This window comes from Citrobacter sp. MGH106, assembly GCF_001037495.1.
GTDB classification, from domain to species: Bacteria; Pseudomonadota; Gammaproteobacteria; order Enterobacterales; family Enterobacteriaceae; genus Citrobacter; species Citrobacter murliniae.
In genome coordinates, this window is record NZ_KQ089822.1 from 4158617 (window position 1) to 4181468 (window position 22852).

At 51.8% G+C, this 22852-nt stretch carries 22 protein-coding genes and 1 pseudogene; 14 read left to right on the forward strand and 9 right to left on the reverse strand.

Features of this window, described 5'->3' with window-relative positions; translation table 11 throughout:
• Positions 1-95 precede the first annotated feature (95 nt).
• From SK36_RS19390 to pgi, 5 genes are all read right to left on the reverse strand, one after another.
• Positions 96-2192: a YjbH domain-containing protein gene (locus SK36_RS19390; protein ID WP_048222815.1), complete on the reverse strand. Its 2097-nt coding sequence runs from the start codon at positions 2190-2192 to the stop codon at positions 96-98.
• Positions 2192-2929, reverse strand: coding sequence for a capsule biosynthesis GfcC family protein (locus SK36_RS19395; RefSeq protein WP_048222463.1), 738 nt, complete (start codon positions 2927-2929; stop codon positions 2192-2194). Before SK36_RS19395 ends, SK36_RS19390 begins: the two co-directional genes overlap by 1 nt.
• Entirely contained in the window at positions 2926-3564 is a 639-nt protein-coding gene (locus SK36_RS19400; RefSeq protein WP_048222465.1) for a YjbF family lipoprotein, read from the reverse strand. The genes SK36_RS19395 and SK36_RS19400 overlap by 4 nt, the downstream gene beginning before the upstream one ends.
• A gap of 122 nt (positions 3565-3686) precedes the next feature.
• A complete protein-coding gene (gene yjbE, locus SK36_RS24030; RefSeq protein WP_045438470.1) occupies positions 3687-3929 on the reverse strand; it encodes an exopolysaccharide production protein YjbE in 243 nt (80 codons plus the stop codon).
• 373 nt (positions 3930-4302) lie between these two features.
• A complete protein-coding gene (gene pgi, locus SK36_RS19410; protein WP_045438468.1) occupies positions 4303-5949 on the reverse strand; it encodes a glucose-6-phosphate isomerase in 1647 nt (548 codons plus the stop codon).
• A gap of 310 nt (positions 5950-6259) precedes the next feature.
• Here pgi and lysC point away from each other — a divergent pair, with 310 nt between their 5' ends.
• Positions 6260-7609 (forward strand): lysine-sensitive aspartokinase 3, encoded by a 1350-nt coding sequence (lysC, locus tag SK36_RS19415; RefSeq protein WP_048222471.1) that lies wholly within the window; start codon positions 6260-6262, stop codon positions 7607-7609.
• A gap of 105 nt (positions 7610-7714) precedes the next feature.
• On the opposite strand, the gene SK36_RS19420 is transcribed toward lysC, so the two are convergent.
• On the reverse strand, positions 7715-8851 hold the full coding sequence (locus SK36_RS19420; protein WP_048222474.1) for a slipin family protein: 1137 nt from the start codon (positions 8849-8851) through the stop codon (positions 7715-7717).
• Between the two features lie 451 nt (positions 8852-9302).
• Between SK36_RS19420 and rtcR the strand changes: the two are divergent.
• The 3 genes and pseudogenes from rtcR (at position 9303) to SK36_RS19435 (ending at position 12360) form a co-directional block, all read left to right on the forward strand.
• Positions 9303-10882 (forward strand): annotated as a pseudogene (gene rtcR / locus SK36_RS19425) (RNA repair transcriptional activator RtcR).
• Between the two features lie 166 nt (positions 10883-11048).
• Positions 11049-11990, forward strand: a complete 942-nt coding sequence (panS, locus tag SK36_RS19430; RefSeq protein ID WP_048222477.1) for a ketopantoate/pantoate/pantothenate transporter PanS — start codon at positions 11049-11051, stop codon at positions 11988-11990.
• 97 nt (positions 11991-12087) lie between these two features.
• Entirely contained in the window at positions 12088-12360 is a 273-nt protein-coding gene (locus tag SK36_RS19435) for a YjbD family protein (RefSeq protein ID WP_045438461.1), read from the forward strand.
• Here SK36_RS19435 and rluF read toward each other — a convergent pair.
• Positions 12357-13232, reverse strand: coding sequence for a 23S rRNA pseudouridine(2604) synthase RluF (gene rluF, locus SK36_RS19440; protein WP_048222480.1), 876 nt, complete (start codon positions 13230-13232; stop codon positions 12357-12359). The genes SK36_RS19435 and rluF overlap by 4 nt on opposite strands.
• A gap of 343 nt (positions 13233-13575) precedes the next feature.
• Between rluF and SK36_RS19445 the strand changes: the two genes are divergently transcribed.
• The 8 genes from SK36_RS19445 (at position 13576) to SK36_RS19480 (ending at position 20250) form a co-directional block, all read left to right on the forward strand.
• The gene (locus SK36_RS19445) at positions 13576-14529 is read left to right on the forward strand and encodes a sugar-binding transcriptional regulator (protein ID WP_048222483.1); all 954 of its coding nucleotides are present in this window, start codon (positions 13576-13578) and stop codon (positions 14527-14529) included.
• A 70-nt stretch (positions 14530-14599) separates the two neighbouring features.
• Complete coding sequence (locus tag SK36_RS19450) at positions 14600-15406, forward strand: SDR family oxidoreductase (protein ID WP_045438454.1); 807 nt, start codon at positions 14600-14602, stop codon at positions 15404-15406.
• 9 nt (positions 15407-15415) lie between these two features.
• On the forward strand, positions 15416-15823 hold the full coding sequence (locus SK36_RS19455) for a mannose/fructose/sorbose PTS transporter subunit IIA (RefSeq protein WP_048222485.1): 408 nt from the start codon (positions 15416-15418) through the stop codon (positions 15821-15823).
• On the forward strand, positions 15823-16317 hold the full coding sequence (locus SK36_RS19460; RefSeq protein ID WP_048222486.1) for a PTS sugar transporter subunit IIB: 495 nt from the start codon (positions 15823-15825) through the stop codon (positions 16315-16317). The genes SK36_RS19455 and SK36_RS19460 overlap by 1 nt, the downstream gene beginning before the upstream one ends.
• Before the next feature lie 190 nt (positions 16318-16507).
• Positions 16508-17305, forward strand: a complete 798-nt coding sequence (locus SK36_RS19465) for a PTS mannose/fructose/sorbose transporter subunit IIC (RefSeq protein ID WP_045438446.1) — start codon at positions 16508-16510, stop codon at positions 17303-17305.
• An 11-nt stretch (positions 17306-17316) separates the two neighbouring features.
• Positions 17317-18141: a PTS system mannose/fructose/sorbose family transporter subunit IID gene (locus SK36_RS19470; protein ID WP_048222488.1), complete on the forward strand. Its 825-nt coding sequence runs from the start codon at positions 17317-17319 to the stop codon at positions 18139-18141.
• Positions 18142-18215: 74 nt separating this feature from the next.
• Positions 18216-19436: an L-sorbose 1-phosphate reductase gene (sorE, locus tag SK36_RS19475; RefSeq protein WP_045438442.1), complete on the forward strand. Its 1221-nt coding sequence runs from the start codon at positions 18216-18218 to the stop codon at positions 19434-19436.
• 1 nt (position 19437) lies between these two features.
• Positions 19438-20250: a shikimate 5-dehydrogenase gene (locus SK36_RS19480; RefSeq protein WP_048222491.1), complete on the forward strand. Its 813-nt coding sequence runs from the start codon at positions 19438-19440 to the stop codon at positions 20248-20250.
• A 50-nt stretch (positions 20251-20300) separates the two neighbouring features.
• Here the strand turns inward: SK36_RS19480 and SK36_RS19485 are convergent, their stop codons facing one another.
• Entirely contained in the window at positions 20301-20666 is a 366-nt protein-coding gene (locus tag SK36_RS19485; protein WP_048222493.1) for a hypothetical protein, read from the reverse strand.
• 141 nt (positions 20667-20807) lie between these two features.
• Between SK36_RS19485 and SK36_RS24775 the strand changes: the two genes are divergently transcribed.
• Positions 20808-20969 (forward strand): phage protein, encoded by a 162-nt coding sequence (locus tag SK36_RS24775; protein ID WP_048222496.1) that lies wholly within the window; start codon positions 20808-20810, stop codon positions 20967-20969.
• Between the two features lie 111 nt (positions 20970-21080).
• Here SK36_RS24775 and SK36_RS19495 read toward each other — a convergent pair whose 3' ends face one another.
• Positions 21081-21824 carry an LEM-3-like GIY-YIG domain-containing protein gene (locus SK36_RS19495; protein ID WP_045438433.1) on the reverse strand — a complete coding sequence of 248 codons (744 nt, stop codon included), beginning with the start codon at positions 21822-21824 and terminating at the stop codon, positions 21081-21083.
• 328 nt (positions 21825-22152) lie between these two features.
• Between SK36_RS19495 and pepE the strand changes: the two genes are divergently transcribed.
• Entirely contained in the window at positions 22153-22842 is a 690-nt protein-coding gene (gene pepE, locus SK36_RS19500) for a dipeptidase PepE (RefSeq protein WP_048222499.1), read from the forward strand.
• The last annotated feature ends 10 nt before the right edge of the window (positions 22843-22852 follow it).

Sequence of the window (22852 nt, forward strand, 5' to 3'; positions counted from 1 at the left end):
TTTTTTGTTTATTTTTTATTCAGGGATCGTAAGCACCTTATCTGGCCTGCTGCTTGCCCGATGCGCGTAGCGCCACCGGGCAAACAACGCTCACATCAGCGAAATTTCTCACTCCTGTCGCTGGTCATATCGTACAGACCAAACTTACGTCCAAGCTGCTGGCCTCCGTCACGCGTCAACGGTGTCCAGCCGATCGCCGCACGACTGCGGGTTGGGCCGGTGGAGAAGAGATCCAGCGGCACAGAAACATACACGCCTTTGGTAAAATCCCCTTCCCCGTACTCATCTGGTGATGCATCGGTGATGGTCGCATAGCCGCCCACCACGACACCGCTGTCGAAGCGTTTAGTAATCTCCAGCGTCCCACCTTTATCTCCAGCCAGATACTGCCCGACACTGGCTTTCACCAGCACATCCTGGGCGAACGAAGGATTCCAGTAGGCCGTCAGATGCCCGGTCTTCACGCTGTAGTCGGTGAATTTCATCATGTCCTGCGCACTGCGCCAGTCACGTTGTTTCACGTAGTTGGCGTCAATACCAAACGCCCAATTACCATCCAGCGGGCGGTACAGCACTTCAGCCCCCGCGCCGCCGTACATGGTCTCCAGATAGCCGCCGTAAACCTGTCCGTAAAACCCATGACCAAGAGACTGGAAGTAGTTAGCCTGGAGATTATTCACATACACGTCGTTCTGCACATAGTCACGTACGTGGGTACGAACCCGCGGCAAATGCGAATCCTGCGGCGGATTAGTGTAATTAAACTTGTCGTAGTTATTGGCAAGATTGGCAAACAGACTGCCAGTAGTGAGCAGGTGATCCGTGACCCACAGATCCGCCGTCCCCATAACACCCAACTGATACATATAGAAGTTTTCCGGGCCGCCAACCGACTGATTAAGCACCGGATCGATATGAAAATCGAAGCGTGACTTATCGATATACCAGCCCTGCTCGACAGTTTGTGGAACAACGGGTTCGACGCGGTTTTGCACCAGCGAAGTTTCATGTCCCAACGGTTCCCCTTGCAGATGGTTCTTCAGGCTTGATACATCCGTTTCGGTCGTCACCTGCGGTAAATTCAAGCGATTTTCTGTTACGCGGATCGTGCGGATCCCTTCCGGAAGATCGTTCATCACGATCCGATTCGCTCGTTCGATCCCTTCACGAGAGTCACGGTACTTCACCTGTTCGCCGGTGACGTAAAGTGTCTCGCCCTTCACCTGAATCTTCGGATCCGCCAGCCCGGCGTTGTATTTCAGCAACGTTAACTGATTCGCCACTACCGAATGTTGCAGGATGGCATCCTGCGGCTGCGGCTGATATTTCGGTCGGGCATTGTCGTTATAGCTGGGCCGCAGATCGTTGAAGTTGGTACGCAACGTGACCCCAAACATAAAGGTATTGCCGCGTTCGTAGCTGAGGTTAACGTCGGCCCAATCGGTGACGCGGTAAATGGCGCCGACGTTAAACTTACTCTTCTGCTCCAGCTTACCCGCAAAATCCTGCTGGTAATTGTTCCCTTCATACTCCAGTTTCAGACGCAATGGCTGCCAGGGTGTCTGGTATTCCACGCCGCCAAACAACGATGCCGGACCGTGGAACATCTGGCTGCCATCGATAGATCCGGCCTGTTTATAGCTGTTATCGCGATAACAGAATTTATCGCTGTACGAACACAGCGGATTACTCACATTGCCGCTGGTTCCCAGATATCCCCAGCCAAGGCCGAGCGAGAAATCAAAAGGACCCCAGGCTTTATTCGCCACAATGTATTCCGCATCAAACAGGCCAGTCCCGCCGATATCCCGCGCACCAACCGCCACCTGCGGCATCCAGTAACTCTCTTCCCACAGCCGTAATTTGAGGTCGAAAGCCTTATCCTTGTATGTTTGATCGCCAGAAAACGACTCAACACTGCTGTATTTTTTAGTACGCACATCGGTGTAGCGCAGCGTGGTTTCCAGCCAGGGAAAAAGCTGCACAGACGCGGAGTAGTAGCGGTACTGATCGTTATCACGATAGTTGAGGCTCATTTCCCCTTCACGCGCCATCCGTGCGGTCGGGGTTTGCAGCAGCCCCACGCCGCCAAAGTCTGACTGAGAAGGGCCAGCAGGCGCCGGGAAAGTTTCACCGTGGCACGCCACGCTTACACCCAGCGCCAATAAGCTGAGCAGATAAGTTTTTCTCATCATTCGGGTATCCGCTGGGTCAGAGTGCGAAGGATGTCGGCATTGATTTCATCCGGGGCTGTACTCCAGACGGCATCGGCGAGTCCGACAAAAAGGGTGCTGCCGGGCATCAGCTCTACGTGGCGTTTGTTCCAGTAAGCGACTGGCGCTTTCTGTGTACGTCCGTCGGGATAGACCACCCACGCATAACTGCGATCGGCACCACTGAGCAAACTTTGCCCATCGAGATAGCTGGCAACATCACGCCCGGCCACAAACGGTTGCTTCCCCGGGCGACTTACCAGCCCAAACAACGTAATTTCTGTTGGCTCTGGCCCGACCCAAAGCGTGTAGTTGCCCTGTAATGGCGGGTTACCGCCGTCACTTACCCGCACAACGTCCGGATCGAGATTAATCCGCTGTCTGCCGGTAACCTTCAGCACCTGCACTTGCTGATGTAACGTGTTGATGGCGGCAGCGGCGTCACCACTTTCCTCTGAACTCAGCGCCGCTAAACGTCCTAACAGCACCTGTTGTTGGCGCTGCGCTGTAATGGTCGCCTGTTCTTCGCTGATGATCGCCGCTGGCCACCAGCTATTTGCCAGTTTCGGTTGTCCCACCAGATCGATCAGGTGCTCCACATCGGCCAGCGTTTTCGCCTCCGTGTTGCCTGTCGTCATCACTTTGACAGTGCCTGCTGCAAAAACAGATGACACGCTCAGGCTGACGAGGAGCGCTGTAATAGTCCGTTTCATCATGATTTTGCCGCCTTAATCAGCGTGGTTTTCACCGGGAAGTAATTTGCGCCCAGGTACTGTTTCGACTGACGAATCAGCCCGTCGCTATCGATCCAGTAGCGGTTATGCCAACGGGCCTGATCGGTCGTCACCTCTTCATCCAGCACGCGAACCGAGGTTTCATCGCTGGCAACCCTGATACTGTCAGTGCCATCCCATTTGAAGACCGAGCGGGCGGTGGCGTAGCGCACCTGCTTATGCTCGGTCCAGCCCATCGTACGGCTCCAGGTGACACCGTCGACGATCTGGTTTGGCTTGATAAGCGGGTCTGCCGCCAGATTATTCACCTCGATCAGGTTGTCTCCGCCGAGCCATGTTTTCACCAGACGTCCGTGCTGTGTCACGAGAACGGCCTGATCCTGCGTCACCCATTTCTGCTGGTCGTTTTCTGCGAAAGCGAGCACCACAAACAGCTGAGGGCCGTCATTGAGCTGCATATACTGGCTGGCATAGGGCATGTTTTGGATATCATCGTCCGTCATCTGTACGCCAGGTGTACCGAACACGCTATTCCACAGCGAATGTCCCAGCCCCTCAGTTGAGGCAGAACACGCCTGCAGTAACAGGCAAACCAATATGAGCTCTGGTCGCTTCACGACGCTTCTCCGCATTATTGCCGGGTGGCGCTATGCTTACCCGGCAGGCCGATAAGTCCCGCAGGCTTACGGCAATCCAAAATAACCACACCGAAGTGTGGTTATGGTTAAACGTACCGCGATTACTGGGTACTGGTGGTCGTGGTGGTTGTGGTTCCGGTATTAGAGCCATCTCCACCACCGGTTGCCGCCAGGGCGACCCCCACCGCAGAACTTACGGTGCTCACGCTGGTTGCGGAGGAACTTCCTGCCGAAACCGACGCGGCAGCTGACCCTGCAGCCTCCCCCACCTGGACGGGGGCGGCATGGACAGAAGTCGCCGCAAGCGCAGATATAGCCAAAAGGCCATACAGAACTTTTTTCATCACAAATTCCCTTCATTGTATGAATGGAGATTTACCCAAAAGAATTTCGGGCGAGATCGAGTATACACAACCGAAGTATGCGAATTACGGCACGCGGGAATTTAGGATAATTAGAAAAAAGAACGTACTAATGATAACTTTTAATATGAAAACAAATATAAATCAGTTGGTTAAAATAATTATATAAAAATACAATATCCGTAAACTCTGAAAATCATCGAGCAAAAATTAAAGTAATAAAATTATTTTAGGATTAAGCTCAATTAAATTTTCACATAAGGTTCAAGAGAAAGGGAATTATCTTATAAAAAAAGCCGATAATAATATCGGCTTTTTAATTTCATTATTGCTGCGGTTCAAAGGAAGACGCAGATTAACGCCAGGACTTATAACGGTTAATCAAACCGTTAGTCGAGCAGTCGTGGCTGTTGATTTCTTTATCATCGTTCAGCTCTGGCAGAATGCGGTTTGCCAGTTGTTTGCCCAGCTCCACGCCCCACTGGTCGAAGGTGAAGATGTTGAGGATTGCGCCCTGAGTAAAGATTTTATGCTCATACAGTGCAATCAGCGCACCCAGACTGAACGGGGTAATTTCACGCAGCAGAATGGAGTTAGTCGGACGGTTGCCTTCAAACACTTTAAACGGCACAACGTGCTCGAGCTGAGCCGGATCTTTACCCTGGTCACGATATTCCTGCTCAACCACTTCGCGAGATTTACCAAACGCCAGCGCTTCAGTCTGAGCGAAGAAGTTAGACAGCAGCTTCGGATGGTGATCCGACAGCGGGTTGTGGGTAATCGCCGGAGCGATAAAGTCACAAGGAACCATTTTGGTGCCCTGATGAATCAACTGATAGAACGCGTGCTGACCGTTAGTGCCCGGCTCACCCCAGATGATTGGGCCAGTCTGGTAATCCACCGCGTTGCCGTTACGGTCAACGTATTTACCGTTGGATTCCATATTGCCCTGCTGAAAGTAGGCCGCGAAACGGTGCATATACTGGTCATACGGCAGGATCGCTTCGGTTTCAGCACCAAAGAAATTGTTGTACCAGATACCGATCAGCGCCAACAGCACCGGCAGGTTTTTCTCTGCAGGCGTGGTGGAGAAATGCTTATCCATTGCGTGCGCACCGGACAGCAGCTCAACGAAATTGTCGTAGCCCACGGACAGGATGATAGACAGGCCGATTGCTGACCACAGGGAATAGCGTCCACCGACCCAGTCCCAGAACTCGAACATGTTGGCGGTATCAATACCGAACTCGCCAACCGCTTTGCCGTTGGTGGACAGTGCCGCGAAGTGTTTGGCAACGTGCTTGTTGTCGCCTGCGGTCGCCAGGAACCAGTCGCGCGCGCTGTGGGCGTTGGTCATGGTTTCCTGAGTAGTGAAGGTTTTAGACGCGACCAGGAACAGCGTGGTTTCCGGGTTCACTTTCTTCAGCACTTCGGCAATATGCGTGCCGTCAACGTTAGACACAAAGTGCATATTCAGGTGATTTTTGTACGGACGCAGCGCTTCGGTCACCATGAACGGGCCAAGGTCAGAGCCGCCGATACCAATGTTCACCACATCAGTGATTGCCTTACCAGTGTAGCCTTTCCAACTGCCGGAGATAATCGCTTCAGAAAAGGATTTCATCTTCTCCAGCACCGCGTTCACTTCCGGCATCACATCTTTGCCGTCAACAATGATTGGCGTATTGCTACGGTTGCGCAGCGCTACGTGCAGCACCGCACGGTCCTCGGTGCGGTTGATCTTTTCACCGGAGAACATGGATTTGATAGCACCTGCGAGATCGGTCTCTTTCGCCAGATCCTGCAGTTTGGCCAACGTCTCTTCAGTGATGCGGTTTTTGGAGAAATCCACCAGCATCAGATCGTCAAACGTCGCGGAAAATTTAGTGAAGCGATCGCTATCTTTCGCGAACAGGTCCGCGATTGTAACGTCTTTCATCTCTTCAAAGTGTTTTTGTAGTGCCTGCCAGGCTGAGGTCTGCGTTGGATTGATGTTTTTCATTAGCAATACTCTTCTGATTTTGAGAATTGTGACTGAGATCGATTGTAACGCCAGTCACAGAAAAGTGTGATTGTTTTAATGCCATTGCACTGGCCTGTATGAATCGAGGATGAAAAGCAGCAAAAGTATAGCTGTTATAAGCGCTGTTACTCATCGCTAACGCAGCATGAAAAATCCGCATAATCCCAGCGTTGACAGTACAGGCTACACATTTTATTTATAAATACGGTATTTGCATTTGCGCCTGCACCGGTTTCCGTTCTGCCTTTGTGCCATGGTCGCTTTTTTCATTCCCTGACACGAGGTCGTTATGACAAATCTAGTTGTCTCCAAGTTTGGCGGTACCAGCGTGGCGGATTTTGACGCCATGAATCGCAGCGCGGATGTGGTACTTTCCGATGCTAACGTCCGTTTAGTGGTACTTTCCGCTTCGGCGGGCATTACCAATCTGCTGGTCGCACTGGCAGAAGGACTGGAGCCAACCGAACGCTTCGAGAAGCTCGATTCCATTCGTCAAATTCAGTTCGATATCCTGGAACGCCTGCGCTATCCGAACGTGATCCGCGAAGAGATAGAACGCCTGCTGGAAAACATCACCACGCTGGCAGAAGCCGCTTCACTGGCCACCTCAACCGCACTGACTGACGAACTGGTCAGCCACGGTGAACTGATGTCTACCCTGCTGTTTGTCGAGATCCTGCGTGAGCGTAACGTGCAGGCGCAGTGGTTTGATGTGCGCAAAGTGATGCGAACCAACGATCGTTTTGGCCGCGCAGAGCCGGATGTTTCGGCGCTGGCTGAACTGGCGACGCTACAGCTGGCCCCGCGTCTGGATGAAGGTCTGGTTATTACCCAGGGTTTTATCGGTAGCGAAAGCAAAGGCCGCACCACCACGCTGGGACGTGGCGGCAGCGACTATACGGCAGCCTTGCTGGCAGAAGCGTTGCACGCAACGCGCGTTGATATCTGGACCGATGTTCCCGGCATCTACACAACCGATCCACGCGTAGTTCCAGCCGCTAAACGTATTGATGAAATCGCCTTTGAAGAGGCTGCTGAGATGGCAACCTTCGGCGCGAAAGTGTTGCATCCGGCGACCCTGTTACCCGCCGTACGTAGCGATATTCCGGTGTTTGTTGGCTCCAGCAAAGATCCAAAAGCGGGCGGCACGCTGGTGTGTAATAAAACCCAGAATCCACCGCTATTTCGCGCACTGGCGCTGCGTCGTAAGCAAACGCTGCTCACGCTGCATAGCCTGAATATGCTGCACTCTCGTGGATTTTTAGCGGAAGTGTTCGGCATTCTGGCACGTCATAATATCTCGGTGGATTTGATTACCACCTCAGAAGTCAGCGTGGCGCTAACCCTGGACACCACAGGTTCCACTTCCACCGGAGATACGTTGCTGACACAGACTCTGCTCATGGAACTGTCTGCACTGTGCCGGGTAGAAGTAGAAGAAGGTCTCGCGCTGGTGGCGCTGATTGGTAACGACCTGTCTAAAGCCTGTGGCGTGGGTAAAGAGGTGTTTGGCGTGCTGGAGCCGTTCAACATTCGCATGATTTGCTATGGTGCATCCAGCCATAACCTGTGCTTCCTCGTTCCCGGTACTGAAGCTGAGCAGGTTGTGCAGAAGCTGCACCATAATCTGTTTGAGTGACAACGTCCGTAGACCGGATGGCGGTGAATCGTCTTATCCGGCTTACGGTATGGGTGCACGGCCCGACAGGTGTAAACATCATCGGGCCGTACACTCCGTTAACGTTTATAGTTCCTGTCCTTTTATATTCACCAGACCGTGCAGAACCTGGTCCAGTCCACCGAATACCGAGATTTTATCGATACGCTCAGCCACTCTTTCGAGGGTTTCCAGCTCTTTTAAACGCAATGCAACCGGGTTGTTTTCCATAACTTTCGCCGTATTCAACAGCGAACGCGTCGCAGCAGTCTCTTCCCGACGACGAATCACGTTAGCCTGCGCCGATTTCTCAGCTTCAACCAGTTGGGACAATATGGCCTTCATATCTCCCGGCAGCACAATATCTTTTACGCCCAACGAAGCGACCTCGATACCAAACGGCGTCATACGGCTCTTCACCTGCGTACTCACGATTTCGTCGATAATCTGCTTATCTTCCAGCAGTTCATCCAGAGTTCGAGTACCCACCGCTTCACGCAGCGCAAACTGCAGTTCGCGATAGAGATGATCCACCGGTTTGGTGAGCTGACCAAAAGCCTGTAATACGTCGCTATAGCGCCAGTTAGCGGCCATATTCAGACGCAGGTTGACCTTATCTTTGGTCAGGATCTCCTGCCCGCCAACTTCCAGTACCTGCAAGCGGGTATCAACCACTTCGGCTTCAACCAGATGATTCACTTTCCAGTACGCGGTCAGACCTGGCGATAACAATGCCTGCGTTTCACCGTCAATTTTCAGCACACCAACGTGCCACGCCGGAATCTGTACCGTTAAGATCGCTTCGCGTCCCTTTACCGCACCATTGCATCGCGGTTGTAACACCGCATTCATAACCTCTGTTGGCACCAGAACCTGACGCGTATCCATGCGTACCAGCTGCAGCGCGTCGTCAGCCCGCCAGTACAAACGGCGTGTCGAGGGCGGCAAAATTTCTTGCAGAATACCGTTGGCATACAGCGCTGCCGCTTCGGTATCGGTTAAATCAGCCGCAAGGCAATACTGATCAACCCATGATGACTGGAAGCGGCGCAGATACTCCGCCAACGCTTCGGGCACTTCACTACCATCCATGTTAACGATCAGCACTTCCGGTGGGTTAAGCCACGGCAAACGGTGTTCGCCTGTTTCCAGCACCTGATAGTAATCCCCCTTACGGGATAAAAGACCTAACTGACCTTTTTTAATTGTGATTTTCTTAGCCATTTTTTATTCCTTAATGAGTGAACCAGGCGCGGGTGCAGAGGCGAAGCGACAGGGGAATTCCCTTTTGCCTGCCACACGGCATCGTTACCGGCAGCCTGTTTTGGGTCCGCTTACTACGCGAAACCCGTTTTTATTTATATGATTAACAACCAGTTTTCATTTGGAGGATGAAATTGGGAATCGAACCCGTTTTGAGTCATCGACTGACGGAACACTCCCGGAAAACAGCATCAGCCGTTCCTGACGTGCCGGCGGGGTTTAACCCCCTGCGCTTTCAGCGTTATTGACGAAGGGGTTATTGCCAGAAGCATGCCAGAAAGATAAATTGCCATGATTATTTTTTATTTTATTGATTTATATGATTTTAATTTTCAATCTTCATACAGGTGGTTGCCGCGCTCATCGATATTTCTTATCTTTTAATATCTAAACTTATCTATCTGGATAAACCATGAAAAAACGTCGGGTGGTGATTGGTGTTCTTGGAACGGTGCTGGACGATCGCGGCAAGCGGGCGAGCCGCTTTAAGAGATGGCGACCCACAGTGGGCCTCTGTCTGCAGACTGATTTTCCCATCGACAGACTGGAACTGCTCCACCAGCCGCGCGATGAGAGCGTGGCGCAAAGGCTAATCAAAGACGTTACGCAACTTTCCCGCACACCGAGGTGCGCGCACATGTAGTGACGATTAACGATCCGTGGGATTTTGAGGAGGTCTATGCCGCATTTCTCGACTTCGCGACCCATTACCCCTTTGATACTGAAAACGAAGAGTATCTGGTACACATCACTACCGGGACACATGTGGCGCAGATCTGCTGGTTCCTGCTGACGGAAGCCCGCTACCTACCCGCCAGCCTGCTGCAAACCAGTCCAGCCCCCAAAGGCTCATCAGAAGACGCTGTCACCGCCGGCGTCTGCTCGGTTATCGATCTGGATTTAAGCCGTTATGCCACGCTGACCAGCCGTTTCCTGCGCGAGCAACAGCAGTCCGTCTCCTTTCTGAAAGCAGGGATAGATACGCGTAACGCTACGTTTAACAAACTGATTGACCGCATTGAGCGCGTTGCGTTGCGATCTACCGATCCAATTTTGCTCACGGGTCCTACCGGCGCGGGTAAATCCTTCCTGGCAAAACGTATTTTTCAGTTACGGCAGTCGCGCCATCTGGTGGCAGGCAAACTGGTGGCGGTAAACTGCGCCACCCTGCGCGGCGACAACGCGATGTCCACGCTGTTTGGTCATGTAAAAGGGGCATTTACGGGCGCACTCACTCCACGTACAGGGCTATTACGGGAAGCCGATGGCGGCGTGTTGTTTCTTGATGAAATAGCCGAACTGGGGCTGGATGAGCAGGCCATGCTGTTAAAAGCCATTGAAGAAAAAACCTTTTTCCCGTTTGGCTCGGATAAAGAGGTTTACAGTGATTTCCAGCTGATTGCGGGGACACATCGTGATATGCAGCAATGGGTAGCCGAGGGACGTTTCCGCGAGGATCTCTATGCGCGTATTAATATGTGGCGCTTTGCCCTGCCGGGTCTGGCACAGCGACGGGAAGATATCGCACCGAATGTAGAGTATGAACTACAGCGTTTTTCCGATAAGAAACAGATGCAGATCCGTTTCGACAAAGAGGCACGAGAACGTTATCTGGCGTTTGCCTGTTCATCACAGGCGCAATGGCGCGGCAATTTTCGCGAACTGAGTTCATCCGTTGCCCGAATGGCGACACTGGCCGAACAGGGGCGCATCACGTTATCTCTTGTCAAAGAAGAGATTGTGCTGTTACAGGAGAGCTGGCAGCTAACGACCTCGCAGCCTGAAATCAATATGGAGATCGACCTGTTTGATAAGCGTCAGTTAGAAACGGTCCTCGACGTTTGCCGCCGCAGCGCATCATTGTCCGAAGCTGGACGCGAGCTGTTTGCCGTATCCCGCCAGAAGAAAACCAATCCTAACGATGCAGACCGCCTGCGAAAATATCTGGCCCGTTTTGGGTTGAACTGGGAGAGTGTCCGCAGCGGAACATGAACATAATTTGTTTGAATAAAATTCCTGCACGCGATAAACAATAGCTATGGTCGGGCTCGATCCCGGCCTGTTTATAACAAGCAAACACAACCGACTCTTAATAATTCTGGTGACAGCGACATCGCTGTTGCCTGAAATATGACGAGTAAAGTGCAAGGAAAACAACATGCTCGCCACTCTCACCCGGCTGTTCCCGTTATGGGCGCTGCTACTCTCTGTTATCGCGTATTATACGCCATCCACCTTTACCCCTGTTGGCCCATGGGTCACCACGCTGTTAATGCTGATTATGCTCGGGATGGGCGTACATCTTAAAGTTGATGACTTTAAGCGCGTACTCTCACGTCCTGCACCGGTCGCCGCAGGTATTTTCCTGCACTATCTGGTGATGCCGCTCGCGGCCTGGATTCTGGCACTGGCTTTCCATATGCCACCGGAACTGTCCGCTGGCATGGTACTGGTCGGTAGTGTCGCCAGCGGCACTGCATCCAATGTAATGATCTACCTGGCAAAGGGTGACGTGGCGCTGTCTGTCACTATTTCATCTGTTTCAACGCTGGTAGGCGTCGTCGCCACCCCGCTGCTGACACGACTGTATGTCGATGCGCATATTCAGGTGGATGTGATGGGAATGCTGCTCAGCATTCTACAAATTGTCGTAATCCCAATTGCTCTGGGCCTGGTCATTCACCATCTGTTCCCACGGGTAGTCAAAGCCGTGGAACCGTATCTACCTGCTTTCTCAATGGTGTGCATTCTGGCGATCATCAGCGCAGTCGTGGCGGGTTCCGCGTCACACATCGCATCCGTCGGCTTTGTGGTGATTATCGCCGTGATTTTGCACAACACTATCGGTCTGCTCGGTGGTTACTGGGGCGGAAAACTGTTTGGCTTCGATGAATCCACTTGCCGCACGCTGGCGATCGAGGTGGGAATGCAGAACTCAGGACTTGCTGCCGCGCTGGGAAAAATCTACTTCGGCCCGCTGGCCGCGCTTCCAGGCGCACTGTTCTCTGTCTGGCATAACCTTTCCGGCTCACTGCTGGCAGGCTACTGGTCCGGTAAACCAATTGATGAGAAACACCATCAGGCGGTGAAGGAAAACTAAAAAAGTGCCGGGAGGCGCAAGCTTACCCGGCCTATATGCTATCAGACAGCCCGAGATTACCGTACACTGAGCTAACAGGCTAACTGAGGGCAACCGTATGGCACTCCCCCGCATTACCCAAAAAGAGATGACCGAGCGCGAACAGCGTGAGCTGAAAACGCTGCTTGACCGCGCCCGCATTGCACATGGCCGCCTGCTGACCAACGCAGAGACCAACAGTATTAAGAAGGAATACATCGATAAGCTGATGGTTCAGCGCGAAGCAGAGGCAAAAAAAGCCCGCCAGTTGAAGAAAAAGCAGGCTTATAAACCAGATGCGGAAGCATCGTTTTCCTGGTCAGCGAATACGCCAACGCGCGGCAGACGTTAACGTCCTTTCTTCTTACGCCCCGGCGAGGTAAAACGTTTACCGTTTGCAGCCGGGCGCGCTTTCTCTTTCTCAGCGGATTTTTCGATCTTCACGACCGGGCGCTTAATACCTGCCGTTTTTGGCTTCGCTTTCGCCTTCGGTTTCGCTTCTGAAGAAGAGTTTTCAATCAATTTGAACAGTTCGATCAGCTCATCATCCGTCAGATCACGCCATTCCCCCAGCGGTAAGCCGGACAGACCGACGTTCATGATACGCGTACGTTCAAGCTTCGTGACTTCATAGCTAAAGTGTTCGCACATACGACGGATCTGGCGATTTAGCCCCTGAACAAGCGTGATGCGAAAAACAAACGGCGCCTCTTTCCGGACCTTACATTTTTTGGTGACAGTGCCAAGAATAGGCACACCAGCCCCCATTCCACGAATGAACTCGTCCGTGACCGGTTTATCTACCGTCACCAGATACTCTTTTTCGTGATCGTTACCGGCACGCAGGATCTTATTGACCAGGTCGCCATGGTTGGTCAGAAAAATCAGCCCCTGAGAGTCTTTATCCAGGCGGCCAATCGGGAACACGCGCTTACTGTGGTTCACAAAATCAACAATGTTGTCGCGTTCGCTGTCTTCGGTAGTGCTCACGATCCCCACCGGCTTATTCAGCGCGATAAAAACCAGATCTTCCGCTTCACGCGGCTCAATCAACCGACCATTCACTTTGACGACGTCGCCAGGCATCACCTGATCGCCAATGGTGGCGCGTTTGCCATTAATGAAGACATTCCCTTGTTCGATAAAGCGATCCGCCTCGCGACGCGAGCAGATTCCGCTTTCACTGATGTATTTATTTAATCGGATGGATGAGTCGGGCAGCATAAGTTCTCCTTTGGCAGAGAAATATACCCTACCTTGCGGGCGATAAAAAATAATCGTGTTCGAATGCCCAAGCGCTATATGTGATCAATCACACCTTTCTACACAAAAGTGTCAGCAATCCGCGCCTGCAATTTTGTTGGGCGAAAATAAACAGAATCAACGCATTACAGCAACAAGCACATTTGTGCCAGCAACGCGCTATCAGCACATCAAATGTGCAACATAATCAGCCAGTTCATGGCGATGAAATAAGTGAAAATAGCTTTGAGATGTGGAACGGATGGGGTTATATCAGATCAAGAAGTCAATTTCGTGATTTGCACAAATGTGCAGGAGCCCAAAGATGGCGACGGAAAACAGCGATGATATCCGCCTGATCGTAAAAATAGCGCAGCTTTATTACGAACAGGATATGACACAAGCGCAAATCGCCCGGGAGCTGGGAATCTATCGCACCACGATCAGCCGCTTGCTAAAGCGTGGTCGCGAGCAGGGCATCGTCACCATCGCCATTAATTACGACTACAACGAGAACCTGTGGCTGGAACAGCAGCTAAAACAGAAATTTGGCCTGAAAGAAGCGGTCGTGGTCTCCTGCGATAGCGAACAGGAAGATGAACAGCTCAAGATGATGGGCGTGCACGGCGCGCAGTTACTGGAACGCTTGCTGGAACCTGGCGATATTATCGGTTTCTCATGGGGGCGCGCGGTAAGGGGACTGGTTGAAGGATTATCCCCCGCCAGCCAGTCACGTCAGCTTATCTGCGTGCCTATCATCGGCGGGCCGTCCGGCAAACTTGAAAGTCGCTACCACGTCAACACGCTGACTTACAGCGCAGCGGCAAAGCTCAAGGGCGAATCGCACCTGGCAGATTTCCCGGCGCTTCTGGAAAATCCGCTGATCCGTAACGGGATTATGCAGTCACAACATTTTAAATCGATTTCCGCCTACTGGGATAATCTGGATGTCGCGCTGGTGGGAATTGGTTCCCCGGCGATACGAGATGGTGCTAACTGGCATGCATTTTACGGCAGCGAAGAGAGTGATGACCTGCATGCCCGTCAGGTTGCCGGGGACATTTGTTCACGCTTTTATGATATCAACGGTGTGACGGTAGAGACCAATATGAGTGAAAAGACGCTCTCCATCGAAACCAATAAATTAAAGCAGGCGCGTTACTCCATCGGCATCGCCATGGGGGAAGAAAAACTGAGCGGTATTCTCGGTGCTTTACGCGGAAATTATATTAACGGTTTAGTCACTAACAGCCATACTGCTGAATTATTGTTGAAATAAATATATTCAAATTGATCCTGACGTAATTAATTTTATGAGGGATCACCTTATCTGAAATTGGGAGTCTATTATGAAAACGTGGTTAAATCTGCAAGATAAAGTCATTATTGTTACCGGTGGCGCATCCGGAATTGGCCTGGCCATTGTCGAAGAATTATTAGCACAAGGCGCTAATGTGCAAATGGCAGATATTCATGGCGGAGAAGGTAAATATGAAGGCCATAGCGGATATCACTTCTGGCCAACGGATATTTCCAGCGCCAAAGAAGTTAATCATACTGTTGCTGAAATTATTCAACGCTACGGACGTATTGACGGACTGGTGAATAATGCAGGGGTTAATTTCCCACGCCTGCTTGTCGATGAAAAAGCACCCGCCGGACAATATGAACTCAACGAAGCTGCTTTTGAAAAAATGGTCAACATCAACCAGAAAGGTGTGTTCTTAATGTCGCAAGCAGTGGCACGCCAGATGGTGAAACAGCATGACGGCGTAATTGTGAATGTCTCTTCCGAAAGCGGACTGGAAGGCTCAGAGGGTCAAAGTTGCTATGCCGCCACCAAAGCCGCACTGAATAGCTTTACCCGTTCCTGGTCAAAGGAATTGGGCAAACACGGTATTCGTGTAGTCGGAATTGCACCTGGCATTCTGGAAAAAACCGGACTGCGCACCCCCGAGTATGAAGAAGCGCTGGCCTGGACCCGCAACATCACCGTCGAGCAGTTGCGCGAGGGCTATACCAAAAACTCAATTCCTATTGGCCGTTCGGGACGCCTGAGCGAAGTTGCTGATTTTGTTTGTTATCTTCTGTCAGAACGCGCCAGCTATATTACCGGAGTAACCACTAACATTGCGGGCGGAAAAACGCGCGGCTAAGGAGATTTTATGGTCAATGCAATCTTCTGCGCCCACGGCAAACTGGCCTGCGCCATGCTGGAATCGGTGCAGATGGTCTACGGCGATGCCAACGTTGAAGCGGTGGAATTTGTCCCCGGTGAAAACGCCAGCGACATCGTGGTAAAACTGGAAAAGTTAGTGAGCGTTCACACTAGCGATGAGTGGCTGATAGCCGTCGATTTACAGTGTGGAAGTCCCTGGAATGCCGCCGCCACACTGGCGATGCGTAACCCGGCAATACGGGTCATTAGTGGGTTGTCACTGCCGTTGGCGCTGGAACTGGTGGACAACCAGAGCAGTATGAACGTGGATGAACTGTGTGAACACCTGACGAGCATTGCGCTACAAACTTGCGTCGTCTGGAAGCCACTGGAAACGATCGATGAGGATTTCTGATGAACATTACCCTTGCTCGTATTGATGACCGCCTGATCCACGGTCAGGTCACCACCGTCTGGTCGAAGGTGGCGAATGCCCAACGGATTATTATCTGTAACGATGACGTCTATAACGATGAAGTACGCCGGACATTATTGCGCCAGGCTGCCCCGCCAGGGATGAAAGTTAACGTAGTCAATATCGAAAAGGCGGTCGCGGTATATCACAATCCGCAATATAAAGACGAAACCGTATTTTATTTATTTACCCGCCCACAGGATGCCTTGGCAATGGTAAAACAAGGCGTGCAAATAGCCACCTTAAATATTGGTGGCATGGCCTGGCGACCGGGTAAAAAACAATTAACCAAAGCGGTCTCGCTAGATGATGATGATATTAATGCGTTCCGTGAGTTGGATCAATTAGGCGTCACTCTGGATTTACGCGTCGTGGCTTCCGACCCATCGATTAGTATTCTCGAAAAAATAAAAGAACAATCTTTCGCTGAATAAATATACGCAAAATCATTCAAGTTGCATCAAGGCTGAAAATAAGTGAATCCCGATGATCTCACTCTGGTAAGTGATTCGGGTGAACGAACGTAGCCAACCCCGAGGCAGCCTGAAGGATGCCATGTATAAAAGCGCCTGTGTATTAAGGCTGTAACAGGCAGGGATGATCACACTCTGAAGGTGCCATATTATGGAAATAAGTACCCTACAAATTATCGCCATATTTCTATTTTCCTGTATTGCCGGAATGGGCAGCGTGCTGGATGAATTCCAGACCCACCGCCCGCTCATCGCCTGTACCGTTATTGGCTTAATTCTTGGTGATTTAAAAACCGGGATTATGCTCGGCGGCACGCTGGAGCTGATCGCGCTCGGCTGGATGAACGTTGGTGCAGCGCAGTCCCCCGATTCGGCACTCGCCAGTATTATTTCCGCCATTCTGGTGATCGTCGGCCAGCAGAGCATCGCAACCGGTATCGCGATTGCGCTTCCCGTAGCTGCCGCAGGCCAGGTGCTCACCGTCTTTGCCCGTACTATCACCGTGGTGTTCCAGCACGCGGCAGATAAAGCGGCGGAAGACGCGCGCTTTCGTACCATCGATATCCTTCACGTCTCCGCGCTGGGTGTGCAGGCGCTACGCGTCGCTATTCCGGCGTTGATTGTTTCGCTGTTTGTTAGCGCCGACATGGTCAGCAATATGCTGAATGCTATCCCGGAATTCGTCACTCGCGGCCTGCAGATTGCTGGTGGCTTTATCGTGGTGGTCGGTTACGCCATGGTGCTGCGCATGATGGGCGTGAAGTATTTGATGCCGTTCTTCTTCCTCGGCTTTATCGCCGGGGGCTATCTCGACCTGAGCCTGCTGGCCTTTGGCGGTGTGGGCGTAATTATCGCGCTGGTTTATATCCAGTTGAACCCGCAATGGCGTAAAGCCGAACCGCAGGCGCAAGCCACCACATCTACCGCCCTTGACCAACTTGACGACTAACGGAGCCCATCATGGAACAGAAAAAACTGACCAAATCGGACCTGTTTAGCATGTTTGTTCGCTCCAACCTGCAACAGGCATCATTCAACTTTGAACGTATTCATGGGCTGGGTTTTTGCTACGACATGATCCCCGCCATTAAACGCCTGTATCCACTGAAGGAGGATCAGGTCGCGGCGCTTAAGCGTCATCTGGTGTTCTTCAACACCACTCCGGCGGTGTGCGGACCGGTGATCGGCGTCACCGCCGCAATGGAAGAAGCACGCGCCAACGGTGCAGAAATTGACGACGGTGCGATCAATGGCATCAAAGTCGGCCTGATGGGTCCGCTTGCCGGCGTCGGCGACCCGCTGGTCTGGGGCACGTTACGGCCGATTACCGCCGCGCTCGGTGCATCTTTAGCGCTCTCCGGCAACATTCTCGGTCCGTTATTGTTCTTCTTTATTTTCAACGCGGTGCGTCTGGCGATGAAGTGGTACGGCTTACAGCTTGGCTTTCGTAAAGGAGTCAACATCGTCAGCGATATGGGCGGCAATCTGCTGCAAAAACTGACCGAAGGCGCATCGATTCTCGGCCTGTTTGTGATGGGGGTTCTGGTCACCAAATGGACCAGCATCAACGTACCGCTGGTGGTATCGCAAACGCCTGGCGCAGACGGCACCACTGTCACCATGACCGTACAAAACATTCTCGATCAGCTTTGCCCTGGCCTGCTGGCGCTGGGGCTGACACTGCTGATGGTACGGCTGCTTAACAAGAAAATTAATCCGGTATGGCTGATCTTTGCCCTGTTTGGTTTGGGGATTATCGGTCATGCGCTGGGCTTCCTGTCCTGATTATTCGCCCCGGTCTCTACCGGGGCACCTTCAAATAACTATTCCCAGAAGATACAGGGAAAGAGGTGGTATATATGTTAACGACAGCTTTACGCCTTTATGGCAAACGCGATCTGCGCCTGGAAACTTTCGATCTTCCGGAAATGCAGGACGATGAAATTCTGGCTTCGGTCGTCACCGACAGCCTGTGCCTCTCTTCCTGGAAAGAAGCGAATCAGGGCGAGAACCACAAAAAAGTACCGGACGATGTGGCCATCAACCCGATCATCATCGGCCACGAGTTTTGCGGCGATATTCTCGCCGTGGGGAAAAAATGGCAGCATAAGTTTCAACCCGGCCAGCGCTATGTGATTCAGGCTAACCTGCAACTCCCGGATCGCCCGGACTGCCCCGGCTACTCCTTTCCCTGGGTTGGCGGTGAGGCGACGCGCGTTGTCATTCCCAATGAAGTAATGGAGCAGGACTGCCTGCTCGCCTACGAAGGAGAGACCTATTTTGAAGGCTCCCTGGTTGAACCACTGTCCTGCGTGATTGGCGCATTCAACGCCAACTATCACCTGCAGGAAGGCACCTATAACCACAAGATGGGCATTCGTCCGCAGGGGCGCACGCTAATCCTCGGCGGCACCGGTCCAATGGGGCTGCTGGCGATTGATTATGCGTTGCACGGCCCGGTTAATCCGGCGCTGCTGGTGGTAACCGATACCAACAAAGACAAACTAAGCTACGCCCGCAAACACTATCCGTCGGAGCCACAAACACAGATCCACTATCTTCACGCCCAGGAAGCGTCTTATGACACGCTGATGGCGCTGAGCGGCGGTCACGGATTTGACGACATCTTTGTGTTTGTGCCGAACGAGCAACTGGTCACGCTGGCCTCTTCCCTGCTGGCAGCCGATGGCTGTATGAACTTCTTTGCCGGTCCGCAGGATAAGCAGTTCACCGCGCCGATTAACTTCTACGATGTCCACTACGCTTTCACCCATTACGTCGGGACGTCTGGCGGTAATACTGACGATATGCGCGCGGCAGTAAAACTGATTGAAGAGAAAAAAGTACAGGCGGCAAAAGTGGTGACGCACATTCTCGGGCTGAATGCGGCAGGTGAAACAACGCTGGAGCTTCCGGCTGTAGGCGGCGGAAAAAAACTGGTGTACACCGGCAAAGCGTTGCCATTAACCGCGCTGACGCAGATAGACGATCCGGCTTTGCGCGATATCCTGGAACGCCATCATGGGATCTGGTCACAGGAAGCCGAGCAATACGTATTGGCGCACGCCAGGGAGATTTAACATGATTAATCGCAACACCCAGCTGTGTATGTCGCTTGCCGGTCGGCCCGGCAACTTCGGCACGCGATTTCACAACTATCTGTATGAAAAGTTGGGGTTAAACTTTATCTACAAAGCCTTAAGCACTCAGGATATCGAGGCTGCGGTGAAAGGCGTGCGAGCGTTAGGTATTCGCGGCTGCGCGATATCGATGCCGTTTAAAGAGAGCTGCATGCCGTTTCTGGATGCCATCGATCCCTCTGCGCAAGCTATTGATTCCGTGAACACTATCGTCAACGACAACGGTACGCTAACGGGGTTTAACACCGACTATATTGCAGTAAAAAGCCTGATTGCCAGCCACCAGCTTGATAACGGCGCTCGCGTCATGATTCGCGGCAGCGGTGGGATGGGCAAGGCGGTCATCGCCGCGTTTCGCGATGCCGGTTTTCACGATGTGATCGTTGCTGCCCGCAACCGGGAAAGCGGCCCGGTGCTTGCAAGACAGTACGGTTTTCAATGGCAGCCACAGCCGGAAGGGATTGCCTGTGACATTCTGGTCAACGTCACCCCCGTCGGTATGGCCGGAGGTAAAGAAAGCGATGAACTGGCGTACAGCAAAGTGATGGTCGCTAACGCCCACGTGGTGTTTGATGTCGTCGCCCTGCCACCAGAAACGCCGGTGATAAAACTGGCGCAGCAGTTGGGTAAAAAGACTATCAGCGGTGCAGAAGTGATTGCCTTACAGGCCGTGGAGCAGTTCGCCATGTACACCGGCATGCGCCCGGACGACGCACTGATTGCCGAAGCTGCTGAATTTGCGCGAGCGGGGTAAGAGAGCAGGAGTAGAGCGCCGGGGATGGGCGCTCTTATTTGTCTTTGCCACTACGCAATTCGAGGCATAGCGAACAGTTGCTGATCCGCTTTCGCTTCTAACTCAGCCAGTGCAGGAATCAATTGGCTGATGTTCATCAGGCCGTGCCCCAACTGGCAAACGCTCTCATTGGACATACGTTCCTGTTTTTCACCCGCCATTGTCAGCAGGCTTTCACCCATAACATTCAGCGTGTGATACAGACCGGCCAGCGTCTCTTCGCAGCCAAATGACAGTGCCAGGTTTTCTTCAGTGGAGAGTTGACTACAGTCGAGATGGCGAAAGGCCTCAGCGAGTGGAAAGTGGAATAGATCAGCTTCAGGCAGGAGAGAAAAAGACGCCGAACGGGCGTTAGTGGTACGATTAGCATCAGCCATAGCATTACCTCGTATAATGTTGTGGTTAAACGCCCTGATCGTGTTGCTGCACTTTCGGGGCGTTGTCATTTTTAATGTGTGAGAGTAATGTGTCATCACACATGCTCACACCACTCTTGTGTAATTAAGGTGTCAACACACATGAATGAAAGAAGAGGCAATCCCCCGTTTCAATTCCGTCTGGATCCAGAACTGCGAAAAGCAATGGAAGAAGCACAAAAACAGGACGGCGATGAATCGCTTGCTGCCTGGATTAAACGTATTATCAGGAAAGAGCTGAAGCAAAAAGGGATTGAGGTTTAAGGGGATTTATGTCGGTTGGCTGAAAGTCCGCTGAGAGCGAGGAGCGGACATTGGTAGCCTCAACAACATGACTAGTATTGAGGTGTATTAATCAACGGGAAGCAGGTCAGTTTATTGCGCCAGCCCGACTTTTACGAAAGGGCTACCATGACTACGCGATTTTTTGATTAGCTTGCCTACGTATAATTCTCTGATTTTTGGTGATGCGATTCGTCCAACAAACTCTGAACGGTTGGTTTCGGGAGGGATGACCAGTTCCCGGGTAAAGTACTGCTGAGAGCCTGCCTTTAACCAGCACTGTATCTCGTAAACTTCCATCACTAAACCGCCGTAGGTGGCGTATGCAAATTGTAGGTTTTCATCTTTTGGTACTTTTGCCCAGACGCCACGTGTAGCTTCATATAATGCAAGTGCACTCATGCCAGACTTGTAGGTGCTGTTTAGCAAAAAAGCGAGCCCGGCATGTTCAGGTGCGATTTCCGTCTCTTGCTTAAGAAGGAGATGGTTGAGCTCATCCAGCGTGATTCGCCCCATAAGGGAGCTGCTTCCTCGTACTTTGTTGGTCAGTTCTCCAACACCTAAGAGATCAATACATGTTGCTTCAACAAGCTTCGCGGTTGCCTCATCCATGCCATGGCGTAGTATGTCGATACCCAGATTTCCTGTTTTTAACAGATGATTAATTCGTTCTGATTTCGGAGAGTCATCATTATACTTTATATGATCAAGGCAGCGTTCTGACTTGCCTTTGCCTATATAAAACGGCTTTTTAGCTGCATCTTCAGTGTCATAAAATGCATAAACATAGAACTTAGCCATCCCTAACGCTTTTGAGTATTTTGAAAAATCTTTCAAACCTTGCTTCCTTAAGGCAAAAGTACTTAATTTTACTATCGGCACTAGAGTTCCGAACTTAAGCGCAAAACAATTAGCGTACAGATTGACCTGCGCCCATTGATGAATATGGGCCAAAGTTAGCAACGACTGCTATTGGCACACAGCTGCCTCCCCTCTCCACCGTTATCGTTTCTCGTATCAATCGCAGCATCCTGAAAAATTACGCATTATTGCGAGGCGCTTTCCACAACCTCATCTCCAACATCGTGAGCCATATCAGTAAGGTGTTACACTGACGGTGGTAGCATTACTGTGGTTTGTAATTTACTGATTATCTGGAGAAATGATGGAACTGCTTTTATTGAGTAACTCGACACTGCCAGGCAAAGGCTGGATGGAACACGCGCTGCCACTGATCGCTGAGCAGTTGAACGGTCGCCGCTCTGCGGTGTTTATTCCGTTTGCTGGTGTCACGCAAACCTGGGACGACTATACAGCGAAAACGGCAGCCATCTTTGCGCCAATGGGCGTCGATGTCACAGGCATTCATACCGTTGCCGATCCGGTCGCAGCCATTGAGAACGCTGAAGTGGTGATTGTCGGCGGAGGTAACACTTTCCAGTTGCTGAAAGAGAGCCGTGAGCGTGGCTTGCTGGCACCAATTGTTGACGTGGTCAAACGCGGCGCGCTGTACATCGGCTGGAGTGCGGGTGCGAACCTCGCCTGCCAGACTATCCGTACCACGAATGACATGCCAATTGTCGATCCAAAAGGTTTTGACGCCCTGGGTCTGTTCCCACTACAAATCAACCCGCACTTCACCAACGCGCTGCCGGAAGGCCACAAAGGCGAAACGCGTGAACAGCGTATTCGCGAGCTGCTGGTTATCGCACCGGAACTGACAGTGATTGGTTTGCCGGAGGGGAACTGGATCAAAGTAAGTAACGATAAAGCCATTCTTGGCGGCCCGAACACCACTTACGTATTCAAAGCGGGTGAAGAAGCGGTAGCCCTTGAAGCAGGTCACTGCTTTTAATTAGCGCCTG